Source organism: Robiginitalea rubriflava (assembly GCF_052540725.1).
This window is the reverse complement of sequence record NZ_CP199309.1, coordinates 2797302-2823774: the sequence shown is the minus strand read 5'-3', so window position 1 is coordinate 2823774 and position 26473 is coordinate 2797302. Positions and strand designations below refer to the sequence as shown.

22 protein-coding genes are annotated in these 26473 nt (G+C 46.9%); 12 read left to right on the top strand and 10 right to left on the bottom strand.

The window, feature by feature from the left end; translation table 11 throughout:
- Positions 1-88: 88 nt before the first annotated feature.
- From ACT6NU_RS12775 to ACT6NU_RS12755, 5 genes are all read right to left on the bottom strand, one after another.
- On the bottom strand, positions 89-2116 hold the full coding sequence (locus ACT6NU_RS12775) for a cytochrome c biogenesis protein CcdA (protein WP_445382057.1): 2028 nt from the start codon (positions 2114-2116) through the stop codon (positions 89-91).
- Positions 2104-3414, bottom strand: coding sequence for a tRNA lysidine(34) synthetase TilS (gene tilS / locus ACT6NU_RS12770; RefSeq protein WP_445382056.1), 1311 nt, complete (start codon positions 3412-3414; stop codon positions 2104-2106). Before tilS ends, ACT6NU_RS12775 begins: the two co-directional genes overlap by 13 nt.
- Before the next feature lie 62 nt (positions 3415-3476).
- Positions 3477-4298 carry an alpha/beta hydrolase gene (locus ACT6NU_RS12765; RefSeq protein ID WP_445382055.1) on the bottom strand — a complete coding sequence of 274 codons (822 nt, stop codon included), beginning with the start codon at positions 4296-4298 and terminating at the stop codon, positions 3477-3479.
- 15 nt (positions 4299-4313) lie between these two features.
- Positions 4314-5612: an anthranilate synthase component I family protein gene (locus tag ACT6NU_RS12760; RefSeq protein WP_445382054.1), complete on the bottom strand. Its 1299-nt coding sequence runs from the start codon at positions 5610-5612 to the stop codon at positions 4314-4316.
- Positions 5613-6146 carry an NADPH-dependent FMN reductase gene (locus ACT6NU_RS12755; RefSeq protein WP_445382053.1) on the bottom strand — a complete coding sequence of 178 codons (534 nt, stop codon included), beginning with the start codon at positions 6144-6146 and terminating at the stop codon, positions 5613-5615.
- Between the two features lie 125 nt (positions 6147-6271).
- Between ACT6NU_RS12755 and ACT6NU_RS12750 the strand changes: the two genes are divergently transcribed.
- Complete coding sequence (locus ACT6NU_RS12750) at positions 6272-7447, top strand: acyltransferase family protein (protein WP_445382052.1); 1176 nt, start codon at positions 6272-6274, stop codon at positions 7445-7447.
- A 15-nt stretch (positions 7448-7462) separates the two neighbouring features.
- Here ACT6NU_RS12750 and lpdA read toward each other — a convergent pair whose 3' ends face one another.
- Together lpdA and ACT6NU_RS12740 are read right to left on the bottom strand one after the other, a co-directional pair.
- Complete coding sequence (gene lpdA / locus ACT6NU_RS12745) at positions 7463-8863, bottom strand: dihydrolipoyl dehydrogenase (protein ID WP_445382051.1); 1401 nt, start codon at positions 8861-8863, stop codon at positions 7463-7465.
- A gap of 111 nt (positions 8864-8974) precedes the next feature.
- Complete coding sequence (locus tag ACT6NU_RS12740) at positions 8975-9433, bottom strand: Lrp/AsnC family transcriptional regulator (protein ID WP_445382050.1); 459 nt, start codon at positions 9431-9433, stop codon at positions 8975-8977.
- 154 nt (positions 9434-9587) lie between these two features.
- Here ACT6NU_RS12740 and ACT6NU_RS12735 point away from each other — a divergent pair, with 154 nt between their 5' ends.
- The 8 genes from ACT6NU_RS12735 (at position 9588) to ribB (ending at position 19049) form a co-directional block, all read left to right on the top strand.
- Entirely contained in the window at positions 9588-10814 is a 1227-nt protein-coding gene (locus tag ACT6NU_RS12735) for an aminotransferase class I/II-fold pyridoxal phosphate-dependent enzyme (RefSeq protein WP_445382049.1), read from the top strand.
- Between the two features lie 67 nt (positions 10815-10881).
- Positions 10882-12375 (top strand): Na+/H+ antiporter NhaC, encoded by a 1494-nt coding sequence (nhaC, locus tag ACT6NU_RS12730; RefSeq protein WP_445382048.1) that lies wholly within the window; start codon positions 10882-10884, stop codon positions 12373-12375.
- 95 nt (positions 12376-12470) lie between these two features.
- The gene (gene tpx / locus ACT6NU_RS12725) at positions 12471-12977 is read left to right on the top strand and encodes a thiol peroxidase (protein ID WP_445382047.1); all 507 of its coding nucleotides are present in this window, start codon (positions 12471-12473) and stop codon (positions 12975-12977) included.
- Complete coding sequence (locus ACT6NU_RS12720; RefSeq protein WP_445382046.1) at positions 12970-13335, top strand: diacylglycerol kinase family protein; 366 nt, start codon at positions 12970-12972, stop codon at positions 13333-13335. The genes tpx and ACT6NU_RS12720 overlap by 8 nt, the downstream gene beginning before the upstream one ends.
- Positions 13336-13401: 66 nt before the next feature.
- Entirely contained in the window at positions 13402-15756 is a 2355-nt protein-coding gene (locus tag ACT6NU_RS12715) for a DNA translocase FtsK 4TM domain-containing protein (protein WP_445382045.1), read from the top strand.
- Between the two features lie 3 nt (positions 15757-15759).
- Positions 15760-16407, top strand: coding sequence for a LolA family protein (locus ACT6NU_RS12710; RefSeq protein WP_445382044.1), 648 nt, complete (start codon positions 15760-15762; stop codon positions 16405-16407).
- A 73-nt stretch (positions 16408-16480) separates the two neighbouring features.
- A complete protein-coding gene (locus ACT6NU_RS12705) occupies positions 16481-17917 on the top strand; it encodes an LptF/LptG family permease (RefSeq protein ID WP_445383865.1) in 1437 nt (478 codons plus the stop codon).
- Positions 17918-17921: 4 nt separating this feature from the next.
- A complete protein-coding gene (gene ribB, locus ACT6NU_RS12700) occupies positions 17922-19049 on the top strand; it encodes a 3,4-dihydroxy-2-butanone-4-phosphate synthase (protein WP_445382043.1) in 1128 nt (375 codons plus the stop codon).
- 6 nt (positions 19050-19055) lie between these two features.
- Here ribB and ACT6NU_RS12695 read toward each other — a convergent pair whose 3' ends face one another.
- The 3 genes from ACT6NU_RS12695 to ACT6NU_RS12685 are packed head-to-tail and all read right to left on the bottom strand — an operon-like array spanning position 19056 to position 21678.
- On the bottom strand, positions 19056-20252 hold the full coding sequence (locus ACT6NU_RS12695; protein WP_445382042.1) for a DegT/DnrJ/EryC1/StrS family aminotransferase: 1197 nt from the start codon (positions 20250-20252) through the stop codon (positions 19056-19058).
- 12 nt (positions 20253-20264) lie between these two features.
- Positions 20265-20915, bottom strand: a complete 651-nt coding sequence (locus ACT6NU_RS12690; RefSeq protein ID WP_445382041.1) for a nitroreductase family protein — start codon at positions 20913-20915, stop codon at positions 20265-20267.
- 7 nt (positions 20916-20922) lie between these two features.
- Positions 20923-21678, bottom strand: coding sequence for a sulfite exporter TauE/SafE family protein (locus ACT6NU_RS12685; RefSeq protein ID WP_445382040.1), 756 nt, complete (start codon positions 21676-21678; stop codon positions 20923-20925).
- Between the two features lie 54 nt (positions 21679-21732).
- On the opposite strand from ACT6NU_RS12685, the gene ACT6NU_RS12680 reads away from it, so the two are divergent.
- The 3 genes from ACT6NU_RS12680 (at position 21733) to ACT6NU_RS12670 (ending at position 26347) form a co-directional block, all read left to right on the top strand.
- Positions 21733-23769, top strand: coding sequence for a S9 family peptidase (locus ACT6NU_RS12680; protein WP_445382039.1), 2037 nt, complete (start codon positions 21733-21735; stop codon positions 23767-23769).
- A 112-nt stretch (positions 23770-23881) separates the two neighbouring features.
- The gene (locus ACT6NU_RS12675; RefSeq protein ID WP_445382038.1) at positions 23882-24436 is read left to right on the top strand and encodes a hypothetical protein; all 555 of its coding nucleotides are present in this window, start codon (positions 23882-23884) and stop codon (positions 24434-24436) included.
- 66 nt (positions 24437-24502) lie between these two features.
- Positions 24503-26347, top strand: a complete 1845-nt coding sequence (locus ACT6NU_RS12670; protein ID WP_445382037.1) for an adenylate/guanylate cyclase domain-containing protein — start codon at positions 24503-24505, stop codon at positions 26345-26347.
- The last annotated feature ends 126 nt before the right edge of the window (positions 26348-26473 follow it).

The window sequence follows — 26473 nt, the reverse complement described above, 5'->3', positions numbered from 1 at the left end:
ACATTCCGCTTTGTTAATCGTTTAAATGTAAAAAGAGGGCTGAGATCCGGCAAAAGTTCCCCGGGCCGTCTCTCAAATTAATAAGAAATCAGGGCTCCAGCTTTATTCCGGGAGAAAAGACCGTATTACTCTTCCCGGCTTCGTAGGTTTGCAGACCTGAGGCGAGCCAATTCCGGTAAGTGGCCACATCCGAGTTCTGTATGGCCGGGCTCAGTACTTCCAGGTCCGGGGATAATTGCACATAGAAGGGCTGGGAAACCGCTTTGAAATTTATATTCTGAAAAGTCGCCCACTTATCCCCTACCGTTTCAATTTGTTTGGTTTGCCCGCTCTCGTACTGAAACTGAAATTGTTCTGCTTCCGGTAGGCTGGTACGATCATCCACATATAGGGAAATCAAAACAAAGTCTTCATTCAGCAGGCTGAAAACATCGGGGTCGCTCCATACCGTTTCCTCCATCCTGCGGCAATTAACACAGGCCCATCCCGTAAAATCAAGGAGGATTGGCTTTTGTACCTGCTGTGCGTGCTGCAGGCCCTTTTCAAAATCCTTAAAGCAGTCCAGCCCGAGCGGGCAATCGGAATTACTTTCAGCAAGGCTGTAGAAGTCTGGTGGTGGAAAACCACTAACCCACTTTAAGGGAGCCTTGTAAAACAACCCATAGGACAAGTAACCGGCAAATATGAGGCTGAGTATAACCCCGCCCAGCCTCCAGAAAGTAAGGCGCGGTTTTATCCCCCCTTTTTTTCCAAAGAAGCCCAGCAGGTAGGCAGCAAGCCCCAGGGCCAGTAAGATCCAGATCCCCAAAAACACTTCCCTTTTCAATATGCCCCAGTTCCCGACCAAATCTGCATTGGATAAGAATTTAAAGGCCAGGCCCAGTTCGAGGAATCCCAGAACCACTTTTACAGTTTCCATCCACTGCCCGGAACTCGGCAGTTTGTTTAACCAGGATGGAAAGAGTGCAAAAAGGGCAAAGGGCAGTGCAAGGGCCAGGCCAAAACCGGTCATCCCCACACTCAGATTGGTTGCTACCTCTCCCTCGGCCAGTGCCGTACTACCCAATAAACCTCCCAGGATAGGCCCGGTACAGGAGAAGGACACAATGGCAAGGGTCAGGGCCATAAAGAATATCCCGATACCCCCGCCAATTTTACCTGAGGCCGCATCCACCTTGTTTGCCCAGGAGGCCGGAAGGGTAATGTCATAATAACCGAAAAAGGAAAAGGCAAAAAATACAAAGACCAGAAAGAAAAAAAGATTCAGCCAGATATTGGTGGCTATGGTATTCAGTATCTGCGAATCCACCGTATCAAACAGATGGAAAGGCAGGCTTAAGAGCACATAGATCAAAACAATACAAAATCCGTAAAAGAGGGCTGCGGCCACCCCTCCTGATTTGTTGTCGCTCCTTTTGGTGAAAAAAGATACCGTTAGAGGGATCATGGGAAAGACACAAGGGGTAAGCAAAGCGATGAACCCGCCTATAAACCCCAGGCCAAAAATCAGCCATAAACTTTGTTTTTCCGGTTCCTCTCCGGCCACTCCGGAATAAAGCCTTTCGGGTTTTGCCAGGGATATGCTTAAAGCTTCCCCTTTTGCTCTGGAAGCAGCGTCGATTTCAACCAGCATTTCCGGGGCCTCAGAACCATCGAGCATAAAAGTAAAGGAACGCTCCGCACTGATGCAAACCTCTTTGCAAACCTGATAGAACACCTCTACACGTACCTGATTTACTGAAGGGTTCAGGAGGCGGATCTCCTGAGAAAAGATTGCTTTTCCCTTAAAAAAAGTTTCATCTACCTCAAAAATGTCGCTGTACTCTGTGTGGGTTTCACTCTCCTTAACCGGTCCGATTCTTTTATAATCCGAACCATCGTTTATAAAGGTAAACTCTGTTGGCAGGGCCCCTCCTTCCGCGGTATACTGCGAATACAAATGCCATTCAAGTTCAATTTCTGCTTGCAGTATCAGGGTATAAGTGCTGTCATTGGATTGCTCAAACTGCTGACTCCAGTTAACCGGATCCACATCAAACTGGGCCGCAAGCCGTATAGGAAGACCCAACAGAATCAAAACGCAGATCAGAAAATTTTTTAGCCTTAGTTCGTCCATTGAATTCTTAGAATTTCCTTCGTTTTTTCGGTCACTTTAAATCGTTCGTCGGCCCTTCGCCCTACGATCCAGACCACTTCTTCTCCATTACATAAGAGCCATTGGTCTTCCTTTTCAAAAAGACTTAAGCCGTTATCCCTGAAATACTTGGAAATGCTCTTTTTACCCTTCATCCCCAGGGGATAAAAATAATCCCCTTTCTGCCATTTTCTCAGGGTCAGTACCTGCTTTAACGTTTCTTTATCAGCATATAGTATTTCCGGAGCCGTTTCCCCCATGCTCAGCTGAGTACTGATTTCTAAACGGAGTGGGCCTTCAAACGACGCCTTCTCTGTATCGAGGGAGTACTCTTTTGCTTTTTTGACTTGGCCCTTTGCCCGGACTATCAGCTCCCCTTTGCCCTTTAGCAGCGTATGTGTGGATGAATGCAGCATTTTTCCACTCTGGGCATTCAGCAACTGAGATATAGCTTTCCAATCCGTAAAATCGAATTCCTTCAGCAGTTCAAAAAGATACGGTTCCAATGGGCGTAGTGCCATTAAGCGCTCTACAGAAAGGCGATAAAGGCCGTTTTCTTCCCGGAGTATTTCTGATCGCAGTGTTTCTATATGCTCTTTTACAAGGGCCTGACTACCCTTAAGATGGTGCAGTGTTTTCTTAAAGCCCAACATAAAATTCCCTTCCAGCTTCAGCAATTCCGGAACGATATGATGCCGTATGCGGTTTCTGAGGTAGCTGTCCTCTGCATTGGACTGATCTTCCCGCCACCGCAGTTTTTTGCTCTTTGCAAAGGCATCAATCTGCTCCTGGTCAAAAATGAGCAATGGCCGGCGCAGGCTTTGGTTTCGGTCGGGAATACCGGTAAGGCCTTCCAGGCCACTGCCCCGGCTCAGATTGATTATAAACGTTTCCAATACATCCAGGGCATGGTGGGCTGTGAGCACATATGAATAGTCTTTTTCACGCTGCAGTTTTTCGAACCAGTTATATCTTAATTCACGTGCTGCAAGTTGAATATTTAGTTTATTTTTATTGATATAACCAACTGTATCAAAGCGTTTTACATATACCTCTTTCTTTAATGACATTCCCAGTTCCTTCACCAGCGCCTCATCGAGGTCACTCTCCTTTCCCCTGAGTTGAAAATTGCAATGCGCCAGGGCAAAGTCAAGCTTGGACCTGTGGCACAGATATGTGAGCGCCACACTGTCCTTCCCGCCACTGCAGGCAATCAGGAATCGCTTTTCAAGAAGTTCCGGGAACTCCGTCCGGATGTGATGGTCAAAGGCTTCCCACATATAGCAAAGGTAGCTACAAATTAGTAACCGAAAGTGTCAGGCAAAAACAGTGATTAGCCCGTTTATTCAATAAAAGATTGCAGCCATTTCCCTATTTCACTGAAAAAAGCTTCCCGCTCGCTTTCGTGGTGCAACTCATGATAGGCTCCCGGGAAAAGCACCAATTGACTATTGGGAGCCTTTTCGGAAAAAGTTACGCTACCCTCAACATCAATTATAGGGTCCGCCTCCCCATGCAGCACCAAAACAGGGATGCTTATTTCCCCGGCTTTTTCAAGTATAGCTTTTCCGGCCTCAATTACCGGAAAGGAATAGGCCGGGCTTACCCGGCCGTGTACCAGCGGGTCTGATTGGTAAAGGCGTACTTCCTCCGCATCCCTCGAAATACCTGCAGGATCCAGGCCCGACGGTATGGTCACGGCAGGGGCTATTTTTTGCAGCATCCTGCCTAAATACATTTTCCAGGCAGGTGGCTCAAAGGCCAGTTTCAGGTAGGGGCTGCTGGCAATAATACCTTTTTGGGGCCCGCCATGACGCAATGTGAAATTTAAAACCAGATTTCCACCCATACTATGCCCATACAAGAATAAGGGCAATGCTGGAAAGCGGTTTTGCGTCTCTGCAAATGCCTCAGACAGCAGGCCCATCAATTGCCCGTACCCCTGGCAATGTCCTCTTTTCCCGGCTGACTTTCCATGACCCACCAGATCAAACGCAAATACTGCCAACCCCTGCTTACACAGGAATGGAACAACCGCTTCCCGGTAACGCCCGCTGTGTTCCCCAAAACCATGAACCAATAGCACGGTGCCCCTGGGCTTCCCCGGAATGGCCCAATAGCCATAAATCTGCGTACCGGCCCAACTAAAAAATTGTTCTTCCATATGAAATTCTTCTGCTCAGGCTTCTTCCAGCACTTCCCGCATCGCTTTTGCCTTTAACAGGCACTCCTGATATTCCTGTATCGGAATGGAACCTGCGGTTATGGCGCTGCCCACTGCAAAACTCAAAACCTGACGCGCCCTGTCGTACAGTATCGTCCGGATAACCACATTAAAGTCAAAATCCCCCTGCGGACTGAAATATCCTATACTTCCACTATAAACGCCCCTTTTAAATGCTTCATTATACTCTGTAAGTTGCATGGCGGATATTTTTGGAGCCCCGGTCATGCTGCCCATAGGAAAACTATTTCGCAGCAATTCTACGGAATCCTGCTGTGCCGTGGTCCTTGCCGTTATTGTAGTGATCATCTGGTGTACCTGGGCATAGGTTTTTACCTCACATAAGCCCTGTACTTTAACGCTTCCCCTGAGCGCATTTTTGGAAAGATCATTGCGAACCAGGTCTGCTATCATGATGTTTTCTGCCCGTTCTTTCGCATCCTCGGCAAGCCGGGCGGCCAGGATGCGGTCCCTTTCAGGATTGGGGTCCCTCGGGGCAGTCCCTTTCATGGGCTGGGAAAAGAGTTCCTCTGCCCGACGGCATAAATAGCGTTCCGGGGAAGCACTTATAACATATTTATCCTCTATGCGAAACATGGCCGAAAACGGAGCACGGCTTTTCTCATTTAGCGAAGAAAACAGCAGATATGGATTTAGCCGGGCGTTGTGGGCGTAAAATTCCTGACAAAAATTTATCTCATAGATATCGCCCCTGTGAATATGACTTAATAAGCGATTAACTTTTTGCAAGTACTCGTCCTTGTAAATCCCCATCTGTATTCGCGGGGGATGCCCGTCAGATTCCGTTGATTCCGAATTATGCTCCAAAATGGCCTTGAAATCAGCCTCTATTTCCCCTGCTACCTCGGGGCAGTAGTGAAAAATGGCCTTGCCATGGTTTAACTCAATCATCTTCAGGGGCTGAAAAAAATATAAGTCCGGAAATTCAAGGCGGTCCGGGCGAGCGGAATACAGGTTTTCCAGATCGTTTTTAAGATCATATCCCAGAAACCCAAAGATCCAGTCCTTACAAGACTGCCTGTAGGTATATAATTTTTCAAAACCCCCTTCAGCCGAAGATTTTATCTCGCTTTTTAGTCCGGCAGCGAGCATGCCTTCAAAGCGACCCAGCGGGTCCGGGTGTTCATTGCTATCCAGCCATAGGGCTACACTGAAGCCAGAAGACCAGAAAAGCAGCTTTTGCTTAAATTCTGAAAGGTCCTCTACCAAATAGGCATGGGTTATGCGATCCATTTATAAGCCGTCTAAAAAGGATTGCAGGTATTCTTTGTGTCTTTGGTTCAAAGTTGCATCAGTTATGCCCTTTTGCGGATCAAAATTCTCATAATAGGAAGGAAGGGAGAAAGGTCCGGTAACAGCAGCCCCAAAGCGCTGCAGCATTTCATCAACCCGTTCACAGGAAGACTGTGCCCCGCGTTTGCCACCGGAAGTGGACATTAAAAAGACTCTTCGGTCTTCCAGAAATTTCCGTTCCGCTCTGGACAGCCAGTCAAGGATATTTTTAAAAAAAGCAGAGGGGTTGCTGTTGTGTTCGTTAACCGAAATTATCAGGCCATCTGCTGCGCGAATCTTATCCCTAAGTTCAAGGAGCTTTTCCGGAAAACCCGCTTGTTTTTCAAGGTCTTCGCTATAAATGGGGATATCAAAATCCTGCATTTCGACCAAGCTTGCCGAATGGCCCGAAATCCCTTCAACAGTTTTCTTAACCAGTTGGAAGTTGATGGAAGTTGATGAATTACTTCCTGCAAAGGCCAGAATCTTTCCCATATTCACCACTTTTTGTCTTACGAAAATACCCTAATTAGGATATAATTGAATGTAAATTATATAATTTTGACCCCTGAAACATCCAAAACCACTCTTTTACAAGTATATAGGAGTGAACCAATGGTATGGAACAAGTAAAAAGACTTTATTTTATCGATGCTATGCGGGCCTGGGCCATCCTGATGATGTTGCAGGGTCATTTTATCGATAGTTTGCTGGACCCTGTTTTTCGCGATCCTGAAAACCCTGTATTTGCCACCTGGAAGTATTTCAGAGGCATCACGGCCCCGGTATTCTTTACCGTTTCGGGTTTTATCTTTACCTACTTGTTGATGCGTGTGCCTCGTCAGGGTGTGGATAACCCGCGTATCCGAAAGGGCCTTAAAAGAGGATTGCAGCTTATTTTTATTGGGTATCTGCTCCGTACTAACCTCTTTGGCCTGCTCAAAGGGGAATTATATCCTTCTTTTTTCATGGTGGATGTATTGCACTGTATCGGGATGGCTTTGCTGGTTATCATTGGCTTGTACCTGATATCCGTTCGGGTGCACCAAAAGCTCCTGCCCCTTTTATTATTAGGTATCAGCATCGGCTTATTCCTGTTTGAACCCATGTATAAAACAGCGGATTACAGCTGGCTGCCAGATGCCTTTGCCAATTACTTTACCAAGGCCAACGGCTCTGTTTTCACTATTATCCCCTGGGTGGGATATACTACTTTCGGAGGATTCCTTTCCCTCTGGTTTCGCAAGTTTGCCTATATGAAAGGCCTGTATCTGTGGAGTATTGCCATCAGTATACTTTCGGGTTGCAGTCTGATCTGGCTCTCCTCCCCTTTCTTTGAATGGATGTATGAAAGCAGCGGTATAGATCTATTCGGTATGATAGTATCCAATAACTACCTCTTTATACGGCTGGGAGACGTAATGCTGGTTTTTGCTGTCTTTATGATCCTGAGATCCCTGGTGAAGCAAAGGCTTTTTTTACAGATTGGGCAGAATACGCTGAGTATTTACGTTATTCACTTCATTATCCTGTATGGGAGTTTGGCGGGTGTTGGGCTCTACCAGTTCTGGCATCACCAATTAAGCCCACAGGTAGTTATAATCGGGGCTCTGGCATTTATGATCAGCTCTTCTTATCTCGCACTGCTTTACGACAGGCACGAAGCGTTTATTCGGGAAAAATTACAACTTGGTATACAGGGCGCACGGACCATCCTGGAAAAGTCGCTTGTATTACTTTACCGTATTGTAAAAGGGGTGTTAATACAGATTAGCCGGCTGTTCAGCAGGGCCTGATACATTACCTTTTTCTTAACTATGCAGAGCGCGGTTTTCCGTTGCCGCCAATGCCGCTTCCTTAACTGCTTCGGCATAGGTGGGGTGAGCATGGCTCATCCGCGCAATATCTTCAGCAGAAGCCCTGTATTCCATTGCGGTAACGGCTTCAGCGATCAGGTCTGCCACACGGGCACCTATCATGTGAACGCCTAATACCTCATCGGTTTGCTTATCTGCCAGGATTTTGACAAAACCATCCGTGTCCATACTGGCCCGGGACCGCCCAAGGGCACGCATTGGGAACTGTCCGCTTTTATATTCAATACCGGCTTCCTTTAGTTCTTCTTCGGTTTTTCCGACGGCAGCCACCTCCGGCCAGGTGTAGACTACCCCGGGAATCAGGTTATAATCGATATGCGGCTTCTGCCCCGCGATGATCTCGGCTACCATAACTCCTTCCTCTTCCGCCTTGTGGGCCAGCATGGCCCCGCGGATCACATCTCCTATGGCATAAATATTAGATGCAGCAGTCCTCAGGTGTTCATCCACTTCCACCTGCCCTTTGTCATTTAATTTAACTCCGGCTGCTTCTGCGTTCAGCCCATCGGTGTAGGGACGTCTGCCAACAGAAACCAGGCAATAGTCTCCTTTCAGGCTAATCTCCTCGCCCTTCTTATCGGTTGCCTTAATAACGACCTCCTTGGATTTACGGCTTACTTCCGTAACCTTATGGGAGAGGTAAAACTTCATTTTTTGCTTTTTAAACACCTTGGTAAGCTCCTTGGAAAGCGAAGCATCCATACCAGGGATGATGCGGTCCATAAATTCAACCACGCTCACTTCTGCTCCAAGCCGGCGGTATACCTGCCCAAGCTCCAGGCCAATGACCCCTCCCCCGATAATGATCAGGTGTTTAGGGATTTCTTTAAGGCTGAGCGCCTCAGTGGAGGTGATAATGCGTTCCTTGTCCAACTCAATAAAGGGAAGGGAGGCGGGTTTTGAACCGGTGGCGATAATGGTGTTTTTGGCTTCGATGGTCGTATCGGAATCCCCTTTTATCTCAATGTGTGTGGCATCCTTAAAACTGCCCATGCCATGGTAAACCTCTATTTTGTTTTTATCCATCAAAAAGTCGATTCCCTTGGTTGTCTGGTCTACCACAGATTGTTTCCTGGCTATCATTTGCTTCAGGTTAACTTTGACATCTCCGGGGATATCGATTCCGTGCTCCTCAAAATGGGTGATGGCGTCATGGTAATGATGGCTGGAATCCAGAAGGGCTTTGGAGGGGATGCAACCAACATTCAGGCAGGTACCCCCCAGGGTATTGTATTTTTCAATTATGGCAGTTTTCATTCCTAATTGTGCACAGCGGATAGCTGCTACATAGCCTCCGGGGCCAGAGCCGATAACGGCCACATCATATGATTTCATCTAATTGGATTTTCCGTTGATTAATATCGTACCAGTTACGGCTAACAAAAATACAAATGTTTTTAGTTCCCCACAGCCGTGCACCGAATTGATTGAGGTTGGTTTATAAAACTACAAGGGAATTTCGGTAGTGTGTTTTACCTCATTGATTACAAAGGAACTCTGAGTACTGCCAATATGGTTGATTGCGGTAAGTTTTGTAACCATAAACTCACGGTATTGCTGCATATTTTCCACGTGTATTTCGAGAATGTAATCATATTCTCCCCCAATGTGATAGCAACTGATCACTTCCTTCAGGTCCAGGATTTCCTTTTCAAATTGCAGCAAGCGGGGTTTGATGTGCTGGTTTAACTTCACATGGCAGAATACCTTAAAATCCCTGGAGACCTTGGCAGGATCTAAAAGTGCCACATATTTCCTGATAAAGCCTTGTTTTTCAAGTCTTCTAATACGCTCGTATACGGCAGTATTGGACAGGTTTAGGTCCAGGGCTAGGGCCTTGGTTGTCTGCTTGCTGTTCTGTTGCAGGCTCCGGAGTAACTTTTGATCTGTGGCATCTAATTTCACAACTGAATTTTTTTTAGCATATCCAAAAGGAAAGGTATCAAAAAAGAATTATTTACTGTAATTAAAGGTTTTAATAGAATATATTCCACAATATAAGGCAATACATTGATATTCATATCATTTTATCCTAATTTAGTAGATAAATTATACAATAATGGACTACAATGCTTCAAATGCCATTCAGGACCTTCATAATTTCGGGGAATTCGGAGGAGTAAACCCTTCTATTTCCGATTCGTCTACCTATACCTTCCTTTCTGCAAAAACCATGTTTGATACTTTCGAGGGAAATACAGAAGGCTGTTATTTGTACAGCAGGCATTCTTCGCCCTCCAATCTGTATCTGGGGGAAGCCCTGGCAGCACTGGAAGGGACTGAAACAGCCAACGTTACGGCCAGTGGGATGGGAGCGATAACCGCTGTCATTCTGCAATTATGCAGCAGCGGGGATCATATTGTGAGCAGCCGGACCATTTACGGGGGCACGTACGCCTTTTTTAAGAATTTCCTGAAGCGCTTTAACATAGCAGTAAGTTTTGTGGATATTACCAATGAGCAGGCAGTAGCAGATGCCATTACCAAAAATACCAGAATGGTGTATTGCGAGGCGGTAAGCAACCCCTTACTGGAAGTTGCGGATATAGCTGCTTTATCGAAAATTTGCAGGGCTGCAGATCTTCCACTGGTGGTAGACAATACTTTTTCGCCCTTGTCAATTGCCCCAGTCAGCTTAGGTGCGGATATTGTGGTGCATAGCCTTACAAAATTTATTAATGGTACCAGTGATGCTGTGGCAGGAGCGGTATGCGGAACCAAGGAGTTTTGTCTCTCTCTGAAAGATGTAAACAATGGAGCGGGCATGCTGCTGGGCAGCACACTAGACAGCCTGAGGGCCGCCTCTATTCTTAAAAATATGCGCACCTTACACCTTCGAATGCAAAAGCACAGTGAAAATGCCCTTTTCCTGGCGCAAAAATTTGAAGCAGACGGTCTGCGGGTAGTGTATCCGGGGCTTCCCTCCCACCCGGGCCATAAATTGATGAAAGATCAGGGAGTACCCGAATTCGGCTTTGGGGGGATCCTTACCCTGGATGTGCAAACCCCCGAAAAAGCGAACGCTCTTATGGAAATGATGCAAGCCCGAGACCTTGGCTACCTTGCCGTGAGCCTTGGTTTTTACAAGACCCTTTTCAGTGCCCCAGGCTCATCAACTTCTTCCGAAATACCGGAAGACGAACAAGAGACCATGGGATTGAGCAGCGGGCTGATCCGTTTTTCCATAGGGCTCGACAGCGACATAGAACGCACTTACCGCGAAATGAAAGTTTGTATGGAAGAGCTCCAATTACTACCTGCGAAAAAGGAACTGGTCCAGGACTGACCCACAGTTGGCCAGTTGCAGAAGAGGGATCAATGTTGTAATATTACCCCCTCACTAAACCAACTAAATGGCCACTTCCAAAAAACCGAATTACCGGCAAGACGAACACATTGAAGTCAATCCGACCTTATCTATTTGGGAAGCCCTGATCCCTGTGGTTGCCCTCATTGGGATGCTCGCTTACAATGTTTACGTTTTCGGAGATGACGCTATAAGCGGTTCTAACCAGTTTATTTTACTCATGGGCGGTGCGGTAGCTGCCGTAGTGGGCTTTTACAAAAAGGTTCCCTTTAAGACTATGCTGGCCGAGGTTGCCGAAAATGTCAAGTCTACCACTGGTGCCTTGCTGATTTTATTGATGGTAGGGGCCCTGGCGGGTACCTGGCTGATTAGCGGCATTATCCCCGCCATGATCTATTACGGCTTACAAATTCTGAACCCAACAATTTTCCTTGCGGCCTGTGTTATCATCAGCGCCATCATCTCCGTGGCTACCGGAAGTAGCTGGACAACCGCGGCTACCGTGGGGATTGCCCTGATCGGAATCGGGGACGCCCTGGATATCTCCCTGGGAATGACCGCTGGCGCAGTCTTATCCGGCGCTTATTTCGGGGATAAGATGTCCCCGCTCAGCGATACCACCAACCTTGCACCTGCCATGGCAGGCGGGGAACTCTTTAGTCATATCCGCTATATGACCTACACCACCATTCCGACTATTTCGATTACACTGCTCGTTTTTATTATCCTGGGCTTTACTATAGACACCACCGGGCAGGCAGACACCCAGGGTATTATGGATTCCATAGAAGCTACTTTTGCCATCAATGGCTGGTTATTTTTGGTGCCCCTGGCCGTAATCCTGATGATTGTTAAAAAAACCCCTCCCCTGGTGGCTTTATTGGTTGGTACACTTTTAGGGGCCGTTTTTGCCCTGATATTCCAGCCAGCCGTGGTGGCAGGAATCACCGGAGCAACCAAACTCGACTTTGAATCGGCTTACAGGGGAATCCTCAACGCCATCACCATAAATACGACTATTGAGACCGACAATGCCGCCCTGAATGAACTCTTTTCTGCAAAAGGGATGAAAGGAATGCTGGGAACAATCTGGCTGATTGTTTGTGCGATGGTCTTTGGAGGTGTTATGGATGGTATTGGAGCCCTATCCCGAATAACCTCAGGCCTGCTTAGCCTGGCTAAATCTACCTTCAGCCTCTTTGCCTCAACGGTGGGAAGCTGCCTGGCGCTGAATATTACCGCTTCAGACCAGTACCTAGCCATTGTGGTGCCCGGAAAAATGTTCGCGAAAGCTTACGAAGACCGGGGGCTGGCTCCGGAAAACCTGAGCCGTACCCTGGAAGATTCGGGGACAGTTACTTCTGTTCTTATTCCCTGGAATACCTGTGGTGCCTACCACAGTGGGGTTTTAGGGGTTCCGGTGGCAGAGTATTTCTTCTTTGCTATTTTTAACTGGCTCAGCCCAATTACAACCCTGGTTTTTGCGGCTTTTGGCATTAAAATACGTCAACTCTCTAAAAAGAAGGCCGTTGCAGAATAAACTGAATACCCAGAGATATCCCTTCACCGGATATTAGGCACTACCTGAAAATTGAATTGCCGAATATTTTTTTAATTTCACCCAAAATTAAGGTTATGGCGAGTATCGCATTTAAAGGACTGCACGCAAATACCCTCGGCTCTTTACCGGAGTTGGGGCAAAAAGCTCCGGATTTTGAACTGACCGGACGCGATCTCAGTACTGTAAGGCTAAGTGATTTCAAAGGGAAAAAAGTGATCCTGAATATATTCCCTTCAGTAGACACCGGCACCTGTGCACAATCTGTAAGGCAATTCAATATTGAAGCAGCAGAACTGAAAGACACGCAGGTATTATGTATTTCAAGGGATCTTCCCTTCGCGCAATCCAGGTTTTGCGGGGCCGAGGGAATTGACAAGGTTCTGATGCTTTCGGACTACAAAACCGGGGCATTCGGAAAAGATTACGAACTGATATTCACGGACGGCCCCTTCGAAGGCCTTCATTCGCGGGCAGTATTAGTCCTGGATAAGGATGGAAAGGTTATACACAACGAACAGGTTGTGAATATTGGGGAAGAACCTAATTATAAAGCAGCCCTTGAGGCCTTGACTAATGGCTAAAGAATCCTTTATCCGTAACAGGATGAAAAGCGTCCTGTACGCCGCTCGGGGAGCCTGGTATCTGATCCGAACCGAGAGCAGTATACAGGTTCAGGTTGGAATCAGTATCCTGGTAACTGCAGCCGGGTTCTATTTCAATATCTCAACTGCGGAATGGATTTTTCAATTTCTGGCCATTGGGGTTGTCATGGGGGTTGAAGGGGTCAATACGGCAGTTGAAAAATTATCGGATTACATTCAACCCGAACAGGATCCATTTATCGGTATGGTAAAGGATATTTCTGCCGGAGCCGTACTGATGACTTCTATAGCGGCCAGTATTGTCGGGTTGATAATCTATTTGCCGAAAATATTTTAGGTGTCCGTCCCTGCAGTCCTTCGCTTCTAAATTTGTAATTTAGCCCCGCATAGTCCAAGCTTATAAATGGCCAGAAAAAAACGAAAAAGCACTTCCGGAAAGAAAAAATTTTCCCTGAAGCCCTCCAAAAAAAACAGCGTCATCCTGGGAAGTTTATTAATCCTCCTGAGCCTGGCCCTGTTTTTCAGCTTTGTCTCTTTTTATTTTAACTGGCAGGATGACCAGAGCCTGCTCAGCGAATTTGCCAACCGCAACAAGGAAGCCAAAAACCTGCTCAACAAATTCGGAGCCAGTGTCAGTCATTTTTTTATGTATAAAGGCTTCGGGCTTTCCTCTTTTATTTTTCCAATACTGCTCTGCCTGTCCGGTTTATATCTCTTTTTAGGGTTAAAGGCCCGTGGCCTGGCGGGCAAATGGGTATGGGGCCTGACCCTTTTGATCTGGATTTCCATAGGATTGGGATTTTTCGGGCAGCAACAACCTTTGCTTGGGGGCCAGGTTGGCTATGAAATGAATGACTTTTTAAGGGATTATATCGGGAATATCGGGATCTTCCTGTTACTTCTTTTCGGACTGATTGTAATAATGGTAAGGCTTTTCAACTTTAATCCTCAGGACTTTGGTCGCAAGCTGTCTTCCGGTATGGAACAGGTTTCCTCCGGATGGAGTAAAACGAAAGCTGCAAAATCAACTACACTCTCAGAAGATTCCCTCAGCGGGGAGGAAGAATCTCCCCAGGACATAGACCTGTATACCCATAAAAAAGACATCCCGGTTCTGGATGAGGAAGATGCGGTTCCCGAAACTGTCGAAAAAAAGGTGGAAAATGAATTAGAGATTGAAGTTGCTGCCGCTGTGGATGATACCGATGAAACCGACCTGAAGGCTCAGAAACTGGTGTCCGATTTTGGAGAGTTTGACCCCACCCTGGAATTGGCCAAATACAAATTCCCGCATCTCGATTTGCTGGATACTCATGGCGGTACGGGTGGAATTACCATCAATCAGGAAGAGCTGGAGGAAAACAAGAACAAGATTGTTGAGACCCTGAAGAACTATAAAATTGGTATAGCCCAGATAAAGGCAACCATAGGGCCTACCGTGACCCTTTATGAAATTGTACCCGAAGCAGGGATCCGGATCTCGAAGATCAAGAACCTTGAGGATGACATTGCTCTCTCTCTTGCTGCCCTGGGTATCAGGATAATCGCACCTATCCCCGGAAAAGGGACTATCGGGATTGAAGTACCCAATAAAAAGCCCACAGTGGTTTCCATGCGCTCGGTAATCGCCTCCAAGAAATTCCAGAATGCAGAAATGCAATTACCCATTGCTTTTGGAAAAACCATCAGCAATGAAACCTTTGTGGTAGACCTCGCCAAAATGCCGCACTTGCTGATGGCCGGAGCTACCGGACAGGGTAAGTCCGTTGGTCTCAACGCCATTCTGACATCTCTCTTATACAAAAAACATCCTGCAGAAGTAAAATTCATCCTGGTCGACCCCAAAAAAGTAGAACTGACCCTTTACAACAAAATTGAGCGGCATTTCCTGGCCAAATTACCGGATACGGAAGAGGCCATTATTACAGATAATACAAAGGTGATCCATACCCTGAACTCCCTTTGCATTGAAATGGACAACCGCTATGAATTGCTCAAAGCAGCACTTGTACGTAATATCAAGGAGTACAATGTTAAATTCAAGGCGCGAAAACTAAACCCCAACGAGGGGCACCGCTTTCTCCCCTATATTGTGCTGGTTATCGATGAGTTTGCAGACCTGATCATGTCTGCCGGGAAAGAAGTGGAAACGCCTATTGCCCGTCTGGCTCAATTGGCCCGGGCCATTGGGATTCACCTGATCATCGCCACGCAAAGGCCCTCCGTAAACGTAATTACCGGGCTTATTAAAGCGAATTTCCCTGCGCGTATTGCCTTTAGGGTTACTTCAAAGATCGATTCCCGGACCATCCTGGATTCGCAGGGTGCAGACCAGCTAATCGGTCGCGGGGATATGCTTTTTACCCAGGGTAATGATGTTACCCGCCTGCAATGCGCTTTTGTGGATACTCCCGAAGTGGCTAAAATAACGGAATACATAGGGTCCCAAAGGGCCTATCCGGATGCGCATTTGCTTCCGGAATACGTTGGAGAAGATTCTGGCACAGCAATTGATTACAGTATTGAAGACAGGGACAGTATGTTCCGGGAAGCCGCAGAGGTTATCGTGATTGCCCAGCAGGGATCTGCTTCGCTGATTCAACGAAAATTGAAACTGGGGTATAACCGGGCGGGAAGGATTATTGACCAGCTGGAGGCCGCAGGAATCGTGGGGCCTTTTGAAGGCAGTAAGGCCCGGCAGGTATTGATACCGGATATGGCTGCCCTGGACGAACTATTACGAAATGAAACCAATTAAATCATGAAGCGATCTATTATATTGATGGGAATTGTATTGCTGGCATCCATGCCCGCAAGCAGTCAGCAGGCGGCCAAAGCCAAGGCCTTGCTGGATGAAGTCTACAACAAGGTAAACGGCTACGACAATATCTTTGTGGACTTTAAGTTTGAACTCAACAACACCGAAGCCAATGTTCGTCAGGAAACACGGGGGGATGTAACCCTGAATGGTGACCGCTACGTATTGAATTACCTGGGGGCCAAACAAATGTTTGACGGGAAGAAGGTCTATACGGTGGTACCGGAAAATGAAGAGGTAACCATTGAGGATAAATCCGAGGATTCGGGAACGGTAAGTCCGTCGCGCATGCTTACCTTTTACAGGGAAGGCCATAATTATGCCTGGGATATCCTGCAGAATGTTCAGGGACGAAAAATACAATACGTAAAACTGACCCCTATAGATTCCAATTCGGAAGTAAAATCGATTTTATTGGGAATTGACGTGGAAACCAAACACATCTATAAGCTTATAGAAACCGGGAAAAACGGAACCAAAACCACCATCACTGTTAATTCTTTTAAAACAAATCAGCCGCTGTCGAAAACCTTATTTACCTTTGATGAGAAGAAGTACCAGGAGGAGGGGTACTACATCATAAGAAATTAGTGGCTTGCGCATACTCGACCAATATATCCTGAAGCGGTTCCTGCTGAATTTTTTCAGTTCGTTCGTCATTCTGATGTTTATCTTCATCTTCCAGACGATCTGGCTGTTTATTGACGACCTAGCTGGAAAAGGTCTGGATTTGGTTATTATCGGTAAATTTTTGTTTTACCTGATGCCAAACCTGACCGAAAAGGTACTGCCCCTGACCGTTTTGCTTTCCTCTATCCTCACCTTCGGGTCTCTGGCGGAAAATTACGAGTTTGCGGCCATGAAGGCCTCCGGCATTTCCCTGCAGCGTTCCATGCTACCCCTTATTGTACTTGTTTGCGGTATGGGGGTACTCACCTTTTATTTCGCCAATACAGTAATCCCCATATCTGAGCAGAAAATCTATAACCTGAGGCGTAATATCGCTTCGGTTAAGCCCGCAGCCGTTATTGAGGAAGGGGTTTTCAGTGATTTTGAAGGCCGGAACATAAAAGTTGACCGTAAATACGGCGAAAATGACCGGTATCTGGAATCTGTTGTGATCCACCAGAAATCGCGGTTGCAGCGAAATACTACGGTTATTAAAGCTGCTGAAGGGGAACTGGTAAGCGGAAAAGGCTCAGACATCATACAACTGATCCTGAAAGACGGCCACTATTACGAAGACATTATCGGGGCCTCGGGAACCCCGACCAAGAATTATCCCTTTGCAAAAGCCGATTTTGACACCTACGTCATGAACATAGCCCTTCCCGATAACCTGGAAGACCTGGAGGCAGACCGCAATGTGGAAACAGATAAAATGAAAAACATTTCGCGTCTGATAACGGATATCGACTCCATAAAAAATCACAATTATAAATTGGTGAGGGCATTTTCAAAAACGATCAGTATGCGTAACGGGGCCTTTACTCAGAAGGTAGCCGACAGCCTTAATTCCAGTATCACCGACTTTCTGCCCAATGCGGATTCCTCAATCCTCAAAAAGACCAGTAGTATTGTCGAAAAGCCAAAGATTATTACCGACTTAAAGCCTTTAACTGCCTTTGAGACATGGGAACAGGGGCAGATCCTGGATGCCTCGAAAAACTCAGTTCGGAATATCATTAACACGGTTAACGGCAAGAAGGAAGAACTGGACCTGAGTTACAAGCGCTATTTTATGCATATCCTGAGCCTCCACAAGAAATTTGCTCTGGGGTTTTCCTGTATTATTTTGTTTTTCGTGGGGGCGCCGCTCGGGGCCATTATCCGAAAAGGTGGCCTGGGCCTTCCCATGGTTATCGCAATAGTCCTCTTTCTGGCGTATTATTTTTTCGGGGTCTTTTCATCCAATTATGCCAAAGAGGGCAATATTCATCCTATTTTAGGGGCCTGGCTCCCGACCATGATCATGCTGCCCCTGGGTATTTGGCTCACCCAAAGGGCCACTGCAGATCGGGGGTTGATGAGTTTTGGTCATTTTATAGATTTTTTAAAAGAGCGGTTTGGCCGGAAGAATAAAGAAACGATCTCAGCCTGATGTTATGAATAAAATACAACTGGACTCCATTGAATCGGCTATAGCGGACATCCGTAAGGGTAAGGTCATTATCGTTGTGGATGATGAAAACCGTGAAAATGAAGGTGATTTTATCGCGGCTGCCGAAAAAGTCAGCCCTGAAATGATAAATTTCATGGCAATGCACGGGCGCGGGCTTATTTGCGCGCCACTTACCGAAGAGCGCTGCTCGGAACTGGACCTGACCATGATGGTTGAGAACAATACCGTTTTGCACCATACCCAATTTACAGTGTCGGTAGACCTGATCGGACATGGATGCACCACGGGTATCTCCGTGCAGGACCGTTCCAAAACCATCGCTGCGCTGGTAAATCCGGAAACCAAACCCCACGAACTGGGGCGCCCCGGACACATCTTTCCGCTTCGCGCGAAAAATGGGGGGGTGCTCAGGAGGACTGGGCATACCGAAGCGGCGGTTGACTTCGCCCGCCTGGCCGGATACGCTCCGGCTGGCATTCTGGTTGAAATATTAAACGAAGACGGGACCATGGCCCGCCTGCCCCAATTGATGAAGGTGGCCAAAAAATTTGATCTGAAACTGGTATCAATTGAAGACCTGGTGGCCTACCGGATGCAGCACGACAGCCTGATTCAGAAAAAAGACTGCTTTGACCTGCAAACCCGTTTCGGGGAATTCCGGCTGCACGCGTACCAACAGACCACCAACGACCAGATACACCTGGCCCTTACCCGTGGAAACTGGAAGATGGGGGATCCGGTGCTGACCCGTATCAATTCCACCCTGGTCAACAACGATATTCTGGGCACCCTTACCAATAACGCAGACAAAAAATTGGATGACATGTTCAGGGTCCTGAATAAAGAATCTTTTGGGGCTATTGTGTTTATCAACCAACAGAGTGAATCATTCAACCTGCTCAAACGCATAAAAGGCCTGAAGGAGAACCAGGAAAAAGGGATCATGAAAGCCCCTGGTATAGAAATGGACAACAAGGATTTTGGGATCGGGGCTCAGATATTGCACGACCTCCGGATTCAAAAAATCCGGCTGATGACCAACAGCACCCAGACCAAACGGGTCGGGATAGTAGGCTACGGCCTGGAAATAGTAGAATACGTTGGATATTGATTTCTATCAGCTAAGCACTTTTTTCAAAGCATAGACCAATTTTAAGGTACGGTCTTCCAGTTCCTGCTCATTCCATCCAAGTTTGATCAGCAGGGAAAGGTTACGTCCCATCCAGTGATCGGATTTCGGGAAATCCCTGTCATTGAGCTCCCGAAGCCGATTTTTGAACTCCGCCGCAAGCGGGGCAGAAGAAATTCCTTTTTTAAGGTGGTCCCAGCGCCGGTGATAGTGCCAGTTGTTGTCATACCAGTAAAATACACCGTCTACCCCGGTTTGTGCGATCGCAATTCTAGCTTCACGGGCCAGGGCTTCAGTGGGCAGAAAAATATTGAGAAAGGAGAAGTTTTCCTCCCCCCCTTCCGGTACTTTGCGAAAGCCAATCCCGGGGATTTCTTTTAAAGCTTCCCTGATCAGAGAGTAGTTTTTCTTTTGAATACTGATAAACCTATCCAGTTTGGCTAATTGGGCCAGCCCTACTGCTGCGTGCAACTCAGAAATTCGGTAATTATAGCCCAGATAGGGATGTTCTTCTGCGCCGCGGTCGTTTCCGAGGTGATCGTGGCCATGGTCGCTGTAGGCATGGGCCTTTTGATATATTTCACGGGAGTGGGTAATCAGGGCGCCTCCTTCACCGCAGGTTATTGTTTTTACAAAATCAAAAGAGAAGCAGCCCACATCCCCGTAACTTCCCAGTGGCTTCCCCTCATAACTCCCGCCAATGGCCTGACAGGCATCCTCCAAGAGGAGCAGGTTATGCTGATCTGCAAGGGCTTTCAGGCTTCGTAAATTGGCCATGGAACCGCACATATGCACCACCATGATAGCCCGGGTTTTTGTATTTATCAGGGATGCCACAGCCTCCGGATCCAGGGTAAGAGTCTCGTCTATATCGCAGAGTACCGGTATGGCACCAAGGGCGATCACCGCCTCAAAACTGGCTACAAAAGTGAAGGTTGGCATAATAACTTCATCTCCTGCCCCTACCCCGGCGCTGGCCAGGGCCACTGTGAGAGCTGCCGTTCCGCTGCTGACCAGATGTACATGGGGAGTTTCCATCCGATGTGACAGGGCAGCTTCCAATTCCCGGCTTTTCCAGACCCCTTGTCGCATGGGATCAAAACCATAGCGCATGAGCACTCCGGTATCCAGCACTTCCTGTACCGATTGCCTTTCCTTATCTCCAAAAAGTTCAAAACCTGGCATCTTGCTAAAATATTAAGGTAACGTATCAGGACCGATTGTGAGCACGGATTTCTCCAGGTCACGTCTTACTTTTTTAAAGCTCGCAAACATATCATCAGCTGCCCGGTATCCAACAGGTAATACCAGCACGGCATGCAATCCCCTTGGCTCCAGATTCAGTACTTTATTATACGAAACCGGATCAAAGCCTTCCATCGGGCAGGAATCAATCTGCTCTACTGCACATACCGTTAAGAGGTTGCCCATGGCCAGATACGCCTGATGCGTGGCCCAAGTTTGTATCTCGCTGTCTGTCTTTGAACTGAAACTATCAATAAGGCTCTTTTTAAAAGGGTCCAAAACCTCTCCGGGAGTTCCCCGGACGGCCTGTACCTTTTTGAAGTAGCTCTCTATATATTGCTGGTCAATGTTTTGTTCAATGCACAATACCAGCAGGTGCGAGGCGTCGGCTACCTGCCGTTGCCCATATGAATGCCTGACCAGCTCCTGCTGCAATTCCCTGTTCTGTAACACAAGCAATTTTATGGGCTGTAAGCCATAGGAAGTGGCCGTAAGGTTGAAAGCCGTTTTAAGTTTTTCTAATTTTTCCTCCTCCAGGGTTTTAGAGCTGTCAAATTTCTTTACAGCATATCTCCAATAGAGGGAATCCAATGTGTTCTGCATCTTTAAATCAATTAAAAAACCAAAGTTTTATCGCCATTACAATCACCATACCGACTAAGAATATTTTAATATAACCATCCCCCTTACTCACTGAGATACGGCTGGAAAACCAAGCCCCCAGTCCGTTGCCTAATGCCAGGACCAGCCCGACCTTCCAGATCACCTTGTCGTTCAGCACAAAAACCGCCAGTGCCGCCAGGGTGTAAATAAAGACGATGGCCACTTTGGTGGCATTGGCCCTGACCAGGCTCAATCGGTTTACGTAATGCAGGAAGAGGATAATAACAAACCCGATCCCGGCATTGATAAACCCGCCGTAAATTCCGATAAAAAAGAAGGCGATAACAGATAACCATAAATACTTCCCGCTCAGGCGTTCCTGCAATTCCTCAATTTTCATTTTGGGCTTAAAAACTATGATCAGCACCACCACTACCATGATGATGGCCAGGATGCGGTTAAAGGTTTCCCCTTTGATGTCAACCGCAATATAGGCCCCCAGTACGGAGCCCAGCAGGGCGGAAATTCCCAGGTATACATTGAACGGGAAAGTACTCACGCCTTTGCTTTTAAAACCGGCTACGGCAATAGCAGTTTGCAGTACAATGGCTACCCGGTTGGTCCCGTTGGCTACGGCTGGAGGCAAGCCTAAAAAAATCAGCACCGGAAGCGAGATTAGGGACGCCCCCCCTGCTACGGTATTTATGAAACCTACCACAAAACCCACTCCTATCAGGAGCGCATAGTGATACCACTCTTCCATGGCTGCAAAAGTAAGCCTTATTTTATATCTTTAGAACTCTTCAAAACCCAAATTATGAAACCAGTCATCCTTTTGCATTACCTATTCTTTATTGCAATGCTGCTACCTTGCAGAAGTAGTTCCCAGACGCAGACCCCCCTGGAACTCAACGACATTTTCAGTATGGAGTACGTCTCCGATCCGCAGATCTCTCCGGACGGCAGTAAAATAGTGTACATCCGGAATTTTAAGGATATTATGACAGACCGGAATTTATCCAATCTCTGGATTGCGAACTTTGACGGCAGTGGTCACCGTCCGCTTACAACAGGAAACCATAACGTCAGCAGCCCCAGATGGTCACACGATGGGTCCCGGATCGCGTTTCGCTCCAATATGGAAGACGAAAAAAACAAACTCTATATGATGTGGGTGGCTACCCGTGAAGTGATGGCGCTGACCAATACAGACCAAAGTCCCGGCAGTCCACAGTGGTCTCCGGATGACAAATACCTTGCCTTCGGGATGTTTGTACCTGAAAAATCGGCTTCCCCGATCAAAATGCCTGAAAAACCGGAAGGTGCCAAATGGAATAAACCCCCGATCTATATAGACGATATGAATTACAGGGGTGACGGCCAGGGGTACTATAAAGCTGGCTACAACCAGTTATTTCTGATTTCAACCGATGGCGGTACACCAAGGCAGCTTACACATACTGATCACGATCATGGAGGAGCGGTCTGGGGACCCGGTAAGCGGAACTTATATTTTTCGGCGAACCTGAGGGACAGTGCTGAATACAATCCCAGAAATTCAGAAGTGTACCGTTTGGATTTAGGTACGCAGGCTATTACACCGCTTACCGATCGGGAAGGACCAGACTTCAGCCCGCAGGTTTCCCCGGATGGGAAACATATTGCCTATCTGGGTTTTGATGACCGATACCAGGGTTACCAGGTAACCCGACTCTACCTGATGAACGCTGATGGCAGCAATGTTCGCGAAATATCAGGAAATTTCGATCGGGATATCAGCGACATTCAATGGGCGGCCGACAGCAAGTCCATCTATTTTTTATACAATGATTTTGGAGACGGTAAAATAGGGCAAATTTCCACCAGTGGGAAGGTAAGCACCCTGGCCGAGGGCCTGGGAGGGCTATCCATGGGAAGGCCCTATAATGCTGCCGCATACTCCGTTTCAGATATTGGCCGCCTGGCCTATACCCTTGGCGGGACCTCCCATCCCGCAGACCTGGCGGTTCAGGATCGAAAGGGATCCAAAAGGATTACCAACCTGAATGAAGACCTCTTTTCATTCCGAAGTCTGGGAGACGTGGAGGAAATGCGATGGAAATCCTCTTTTGACGGCCGCGAAATACAGGGATGGGTGGTTAAGCCACCAAATTTTGACCCTTCAAAAAAATACCCAATGATCCTGGAAATCCATGGAGGGCCGTTTGCCAGTTATGGCTCTGTCTTTTCCGCAGAAATTCAACTCTATGCAGCTGCGGGTTATGTGGTGCTTTACAGCAACCCCAGGGGGTCTACCAGCTACGGGGAGGAGTTTGGGAACCTGATACATCACGATTATCCCAACCACGACTACGAAGACCTGATGTCCGGAGTTGACGCCCTGCTTGCCAAAGGCTATGTAGACAGCGAAAACCTTTTTGTGACCGGTGGCAGTGGCGGAGGGGTCCTTACCGCATGGATAGTTGGAAAAACGGATCGTTTCAGTGCAGCCGTGGTGGCCAAACCGGTCATAAACTGGAGTAGCTTTGTACTCTATGCAGATAATCCGGCCTTTTTCTACAAATACTGGTTCCCGGCCAAACCCTGGGAAGATCCGGATAACTATTTCAAAAGATCTCCCCTGAACTATGTGGGGAATGTGACCACGCCGACTATGCTGCTCACAGGAGAAGAAGATTACCGGACGCCTATTGCAGAATCGGAACAATTCTATGCGGCCCTAAAGCTCGAAAAAGTACCCTCGGCAATGGTTCGTATCCCGGGTGCCTCCCACGGGATTGCAAACCGGCCCAGTAACCTGCTTGCCAAAATCGCCAGTGTGCTGACCTGGTTTGAGAAATACCGTGATAAATAATGTTAGCAGGTGCCGCTGAATTTTTGTAATTTAAGGAGTTATCCATTGTGAAATACATTGTTCCCCCTGATCAATGGGTTTAGTTTTAATGTACAACCTAAACCGCAGAACAATGACAAATACAATTGATTCAGAAGATTTCCAGCCGGGCAGGAACCGGTTTATCACATTGACCGTGGATGCGGTGGCCCAATTTGGTCAGCCCCTCGATCTCAATAACTTCATTATTAGTGATGGTACAAAGGTCGCTTCGGGCAGTGCAATAGAGCACTTCCTAACCCAAGTAACTAAAAGCAAACAAGTAATCTGGAACGGTTTTTTAGATTCAAATTCCCGGAAGGAAGGGTACCAAATTATGATTGAACAGATTCAACGTAAGGATGGGTTTAATATTTTCGATACAGAAATCCTACCTGGGAACAGTGGAATGGTGATTGCCCAGGTAATGAAAGATACTCCTATTGAACAGGATAATTATAAATACACCATCTCGATCGTAATAACAAATAAAGACGGTGATACCTGTTCTTACGATATCGACCCCAGGTTAAAGGGGAACCCTTCTGCCGCATATGAAGAGATTTTGATTGACTTTATCTCAAGCCTCGGGTTAGACAATGTATTGGAGACAAACCTATTGACCGTAATTAAAAAACATTTCAACTAGGATAAGATAAAACCCAAAGCCACTTTTCGATCTGAAGCACATTCCAATTATCACAGTTGTACTGATATGAAACGACTCTTTATCCTATTGGTATTTATTCTTTCTATGACCCTAAGCGGGCAGGAACAGCGTATTGCGGATAGCTTAAGGCCAATATTCGAGGCAGACACCCTCAAAGGTGTGGAAATGCTGAAAGTGCTTAATGACCTTGCATTCAATGAAATTGCCAATCCAGAGCTCGCTTTGTTATATTCCAATGAACTCATCCGCCTGGCTAAGGAGTTAGAAGAAGATCGGTACGTATATGCCGGCTATTTGCAAAAAGGTAATTCACAGCTTAACCAGGGAGACTTGGATCTCGTATTAGAGGCTTACCAGCAGGCTATAGCAGCCGCAGAACGCGAAGGGTTTAAAATTGGAGAGGCTACTGCCTCTTTTTCCCTTGGATTTATTTATGACTCTTCCGGAGAACTGGATAAAGCATCGGAATATTTTGAAAAAAGTATAGCTGCCCTGCGGGATCCCAAGGCCCTGAAGGAAGAGGCAGGAAAAAAATCCTTAGGGCAGGCACTATTCAATACCGGAGATTTTTATTTGCGCAACAATTTTCTGGAAAAAGCTAGACCGCATCTGGATGAGGCAGGAGAAATATTTGATTCCTTAGATTACGAATTGGGATATGCTTACTATCTGGGAGATGTTGGCGTGTTAAACCTCAAACTTGGGGATCCGGAAGGTGCTGAACCTAAGCTGAGGGAGGCTATTGATATGCTTAAAACTTACGAAGACTATGCGGCAATAGCTGAATTTCAGGCCTATCTGGCCGAAATTTATTCCATCAGTGGAGATTATGACACGGCCCATTCATTTGGATCGGAAAGTATGAAGCATGCCAGGCGCTTAAAGTTAAAGGAGCAAATAATACAAACGAGTCAATTATTGGCAATGATAGATTCGCTTAATGGAAATTTTCAGGAGGCCAACAGACATCTGCATACTTTTATTCAGTATAAAGATTCAATGGATCTGGAAACTGTGGTTATGACCCGGTTTGAAAAAGAAAAGGCAGAAAGTGCCCTGGAGTTGCAAAGTTTAAAACAAAAAAGACAGGAACTCATTATATGGATAGTAGGTATTTCCGCATTATTACTTATTGTCATTGCCCTGGGCACATTCCGCCGCTACCATTACATGAAAAAGACCAGTAAAATCATATCCCGTGAGCGCGACCGCGCGGAAAGCCTCCTACTGAATATATTGCCGAAACAAACCGCGTCCGAACTTAAAGAAAATGGAAAGGTTAAGGCCCAGCGCTACAACGCTGCTTCCGTCCTCTTTACAGATTTCAGGAATTTCACCAAACATGCCGAGGAGGTAGATCCGGGCTTACTGGTAAAAAGCCTGGATTACTATTTCTCTTACTTTGATACACTGATGGATAAATACGGGCTTGAAAAGATTAAAACGGTTGGCGACGCCTACATGTGTGCTGCAGGTATCCCCTTTCCAGTAGAAGACCACGCCAGACGTGTGGTAGACGCTGCCCTTGAAATGCTGGATTTTGTGGAAGAGGCCAAACACCAGGAGGATGCAGAGCATATCCGCTTCGATATCCGGATCGGGATTAATTCAGGGCCGGTTGTGGCCGGGATTGTGGGCACCAAGAAATTTGCCTATGACATTTGGGGCGATACCGTAAACATCGCAGCTCGAATGGAATCTGCGTCGGTCCCCGGAAAAGTAAATGTTGCGGAGCATACTTATCAACTCATCAAAGACCGGTACCAGTGCCAGTACAGAGGTGAAATTGAAGCAAAGAACCGGGGCAAGCTCAAAATGTATTTCGTGAGTGGAAAAAAAGAACCCTCTGAAAAGGCGCCCAAACGGAATGAGCCGGTACTGGTAGATTAAAAGTAAAAGCCCGGATTCCCGAGCTTTTATCAGTTTCGATAGATCTTTAATAAAAAATAGAGATGTACCGGCAGACAATGGATGGCACCACCAATCATCGTACCGGCACTCTCTGCTGCTATTCCC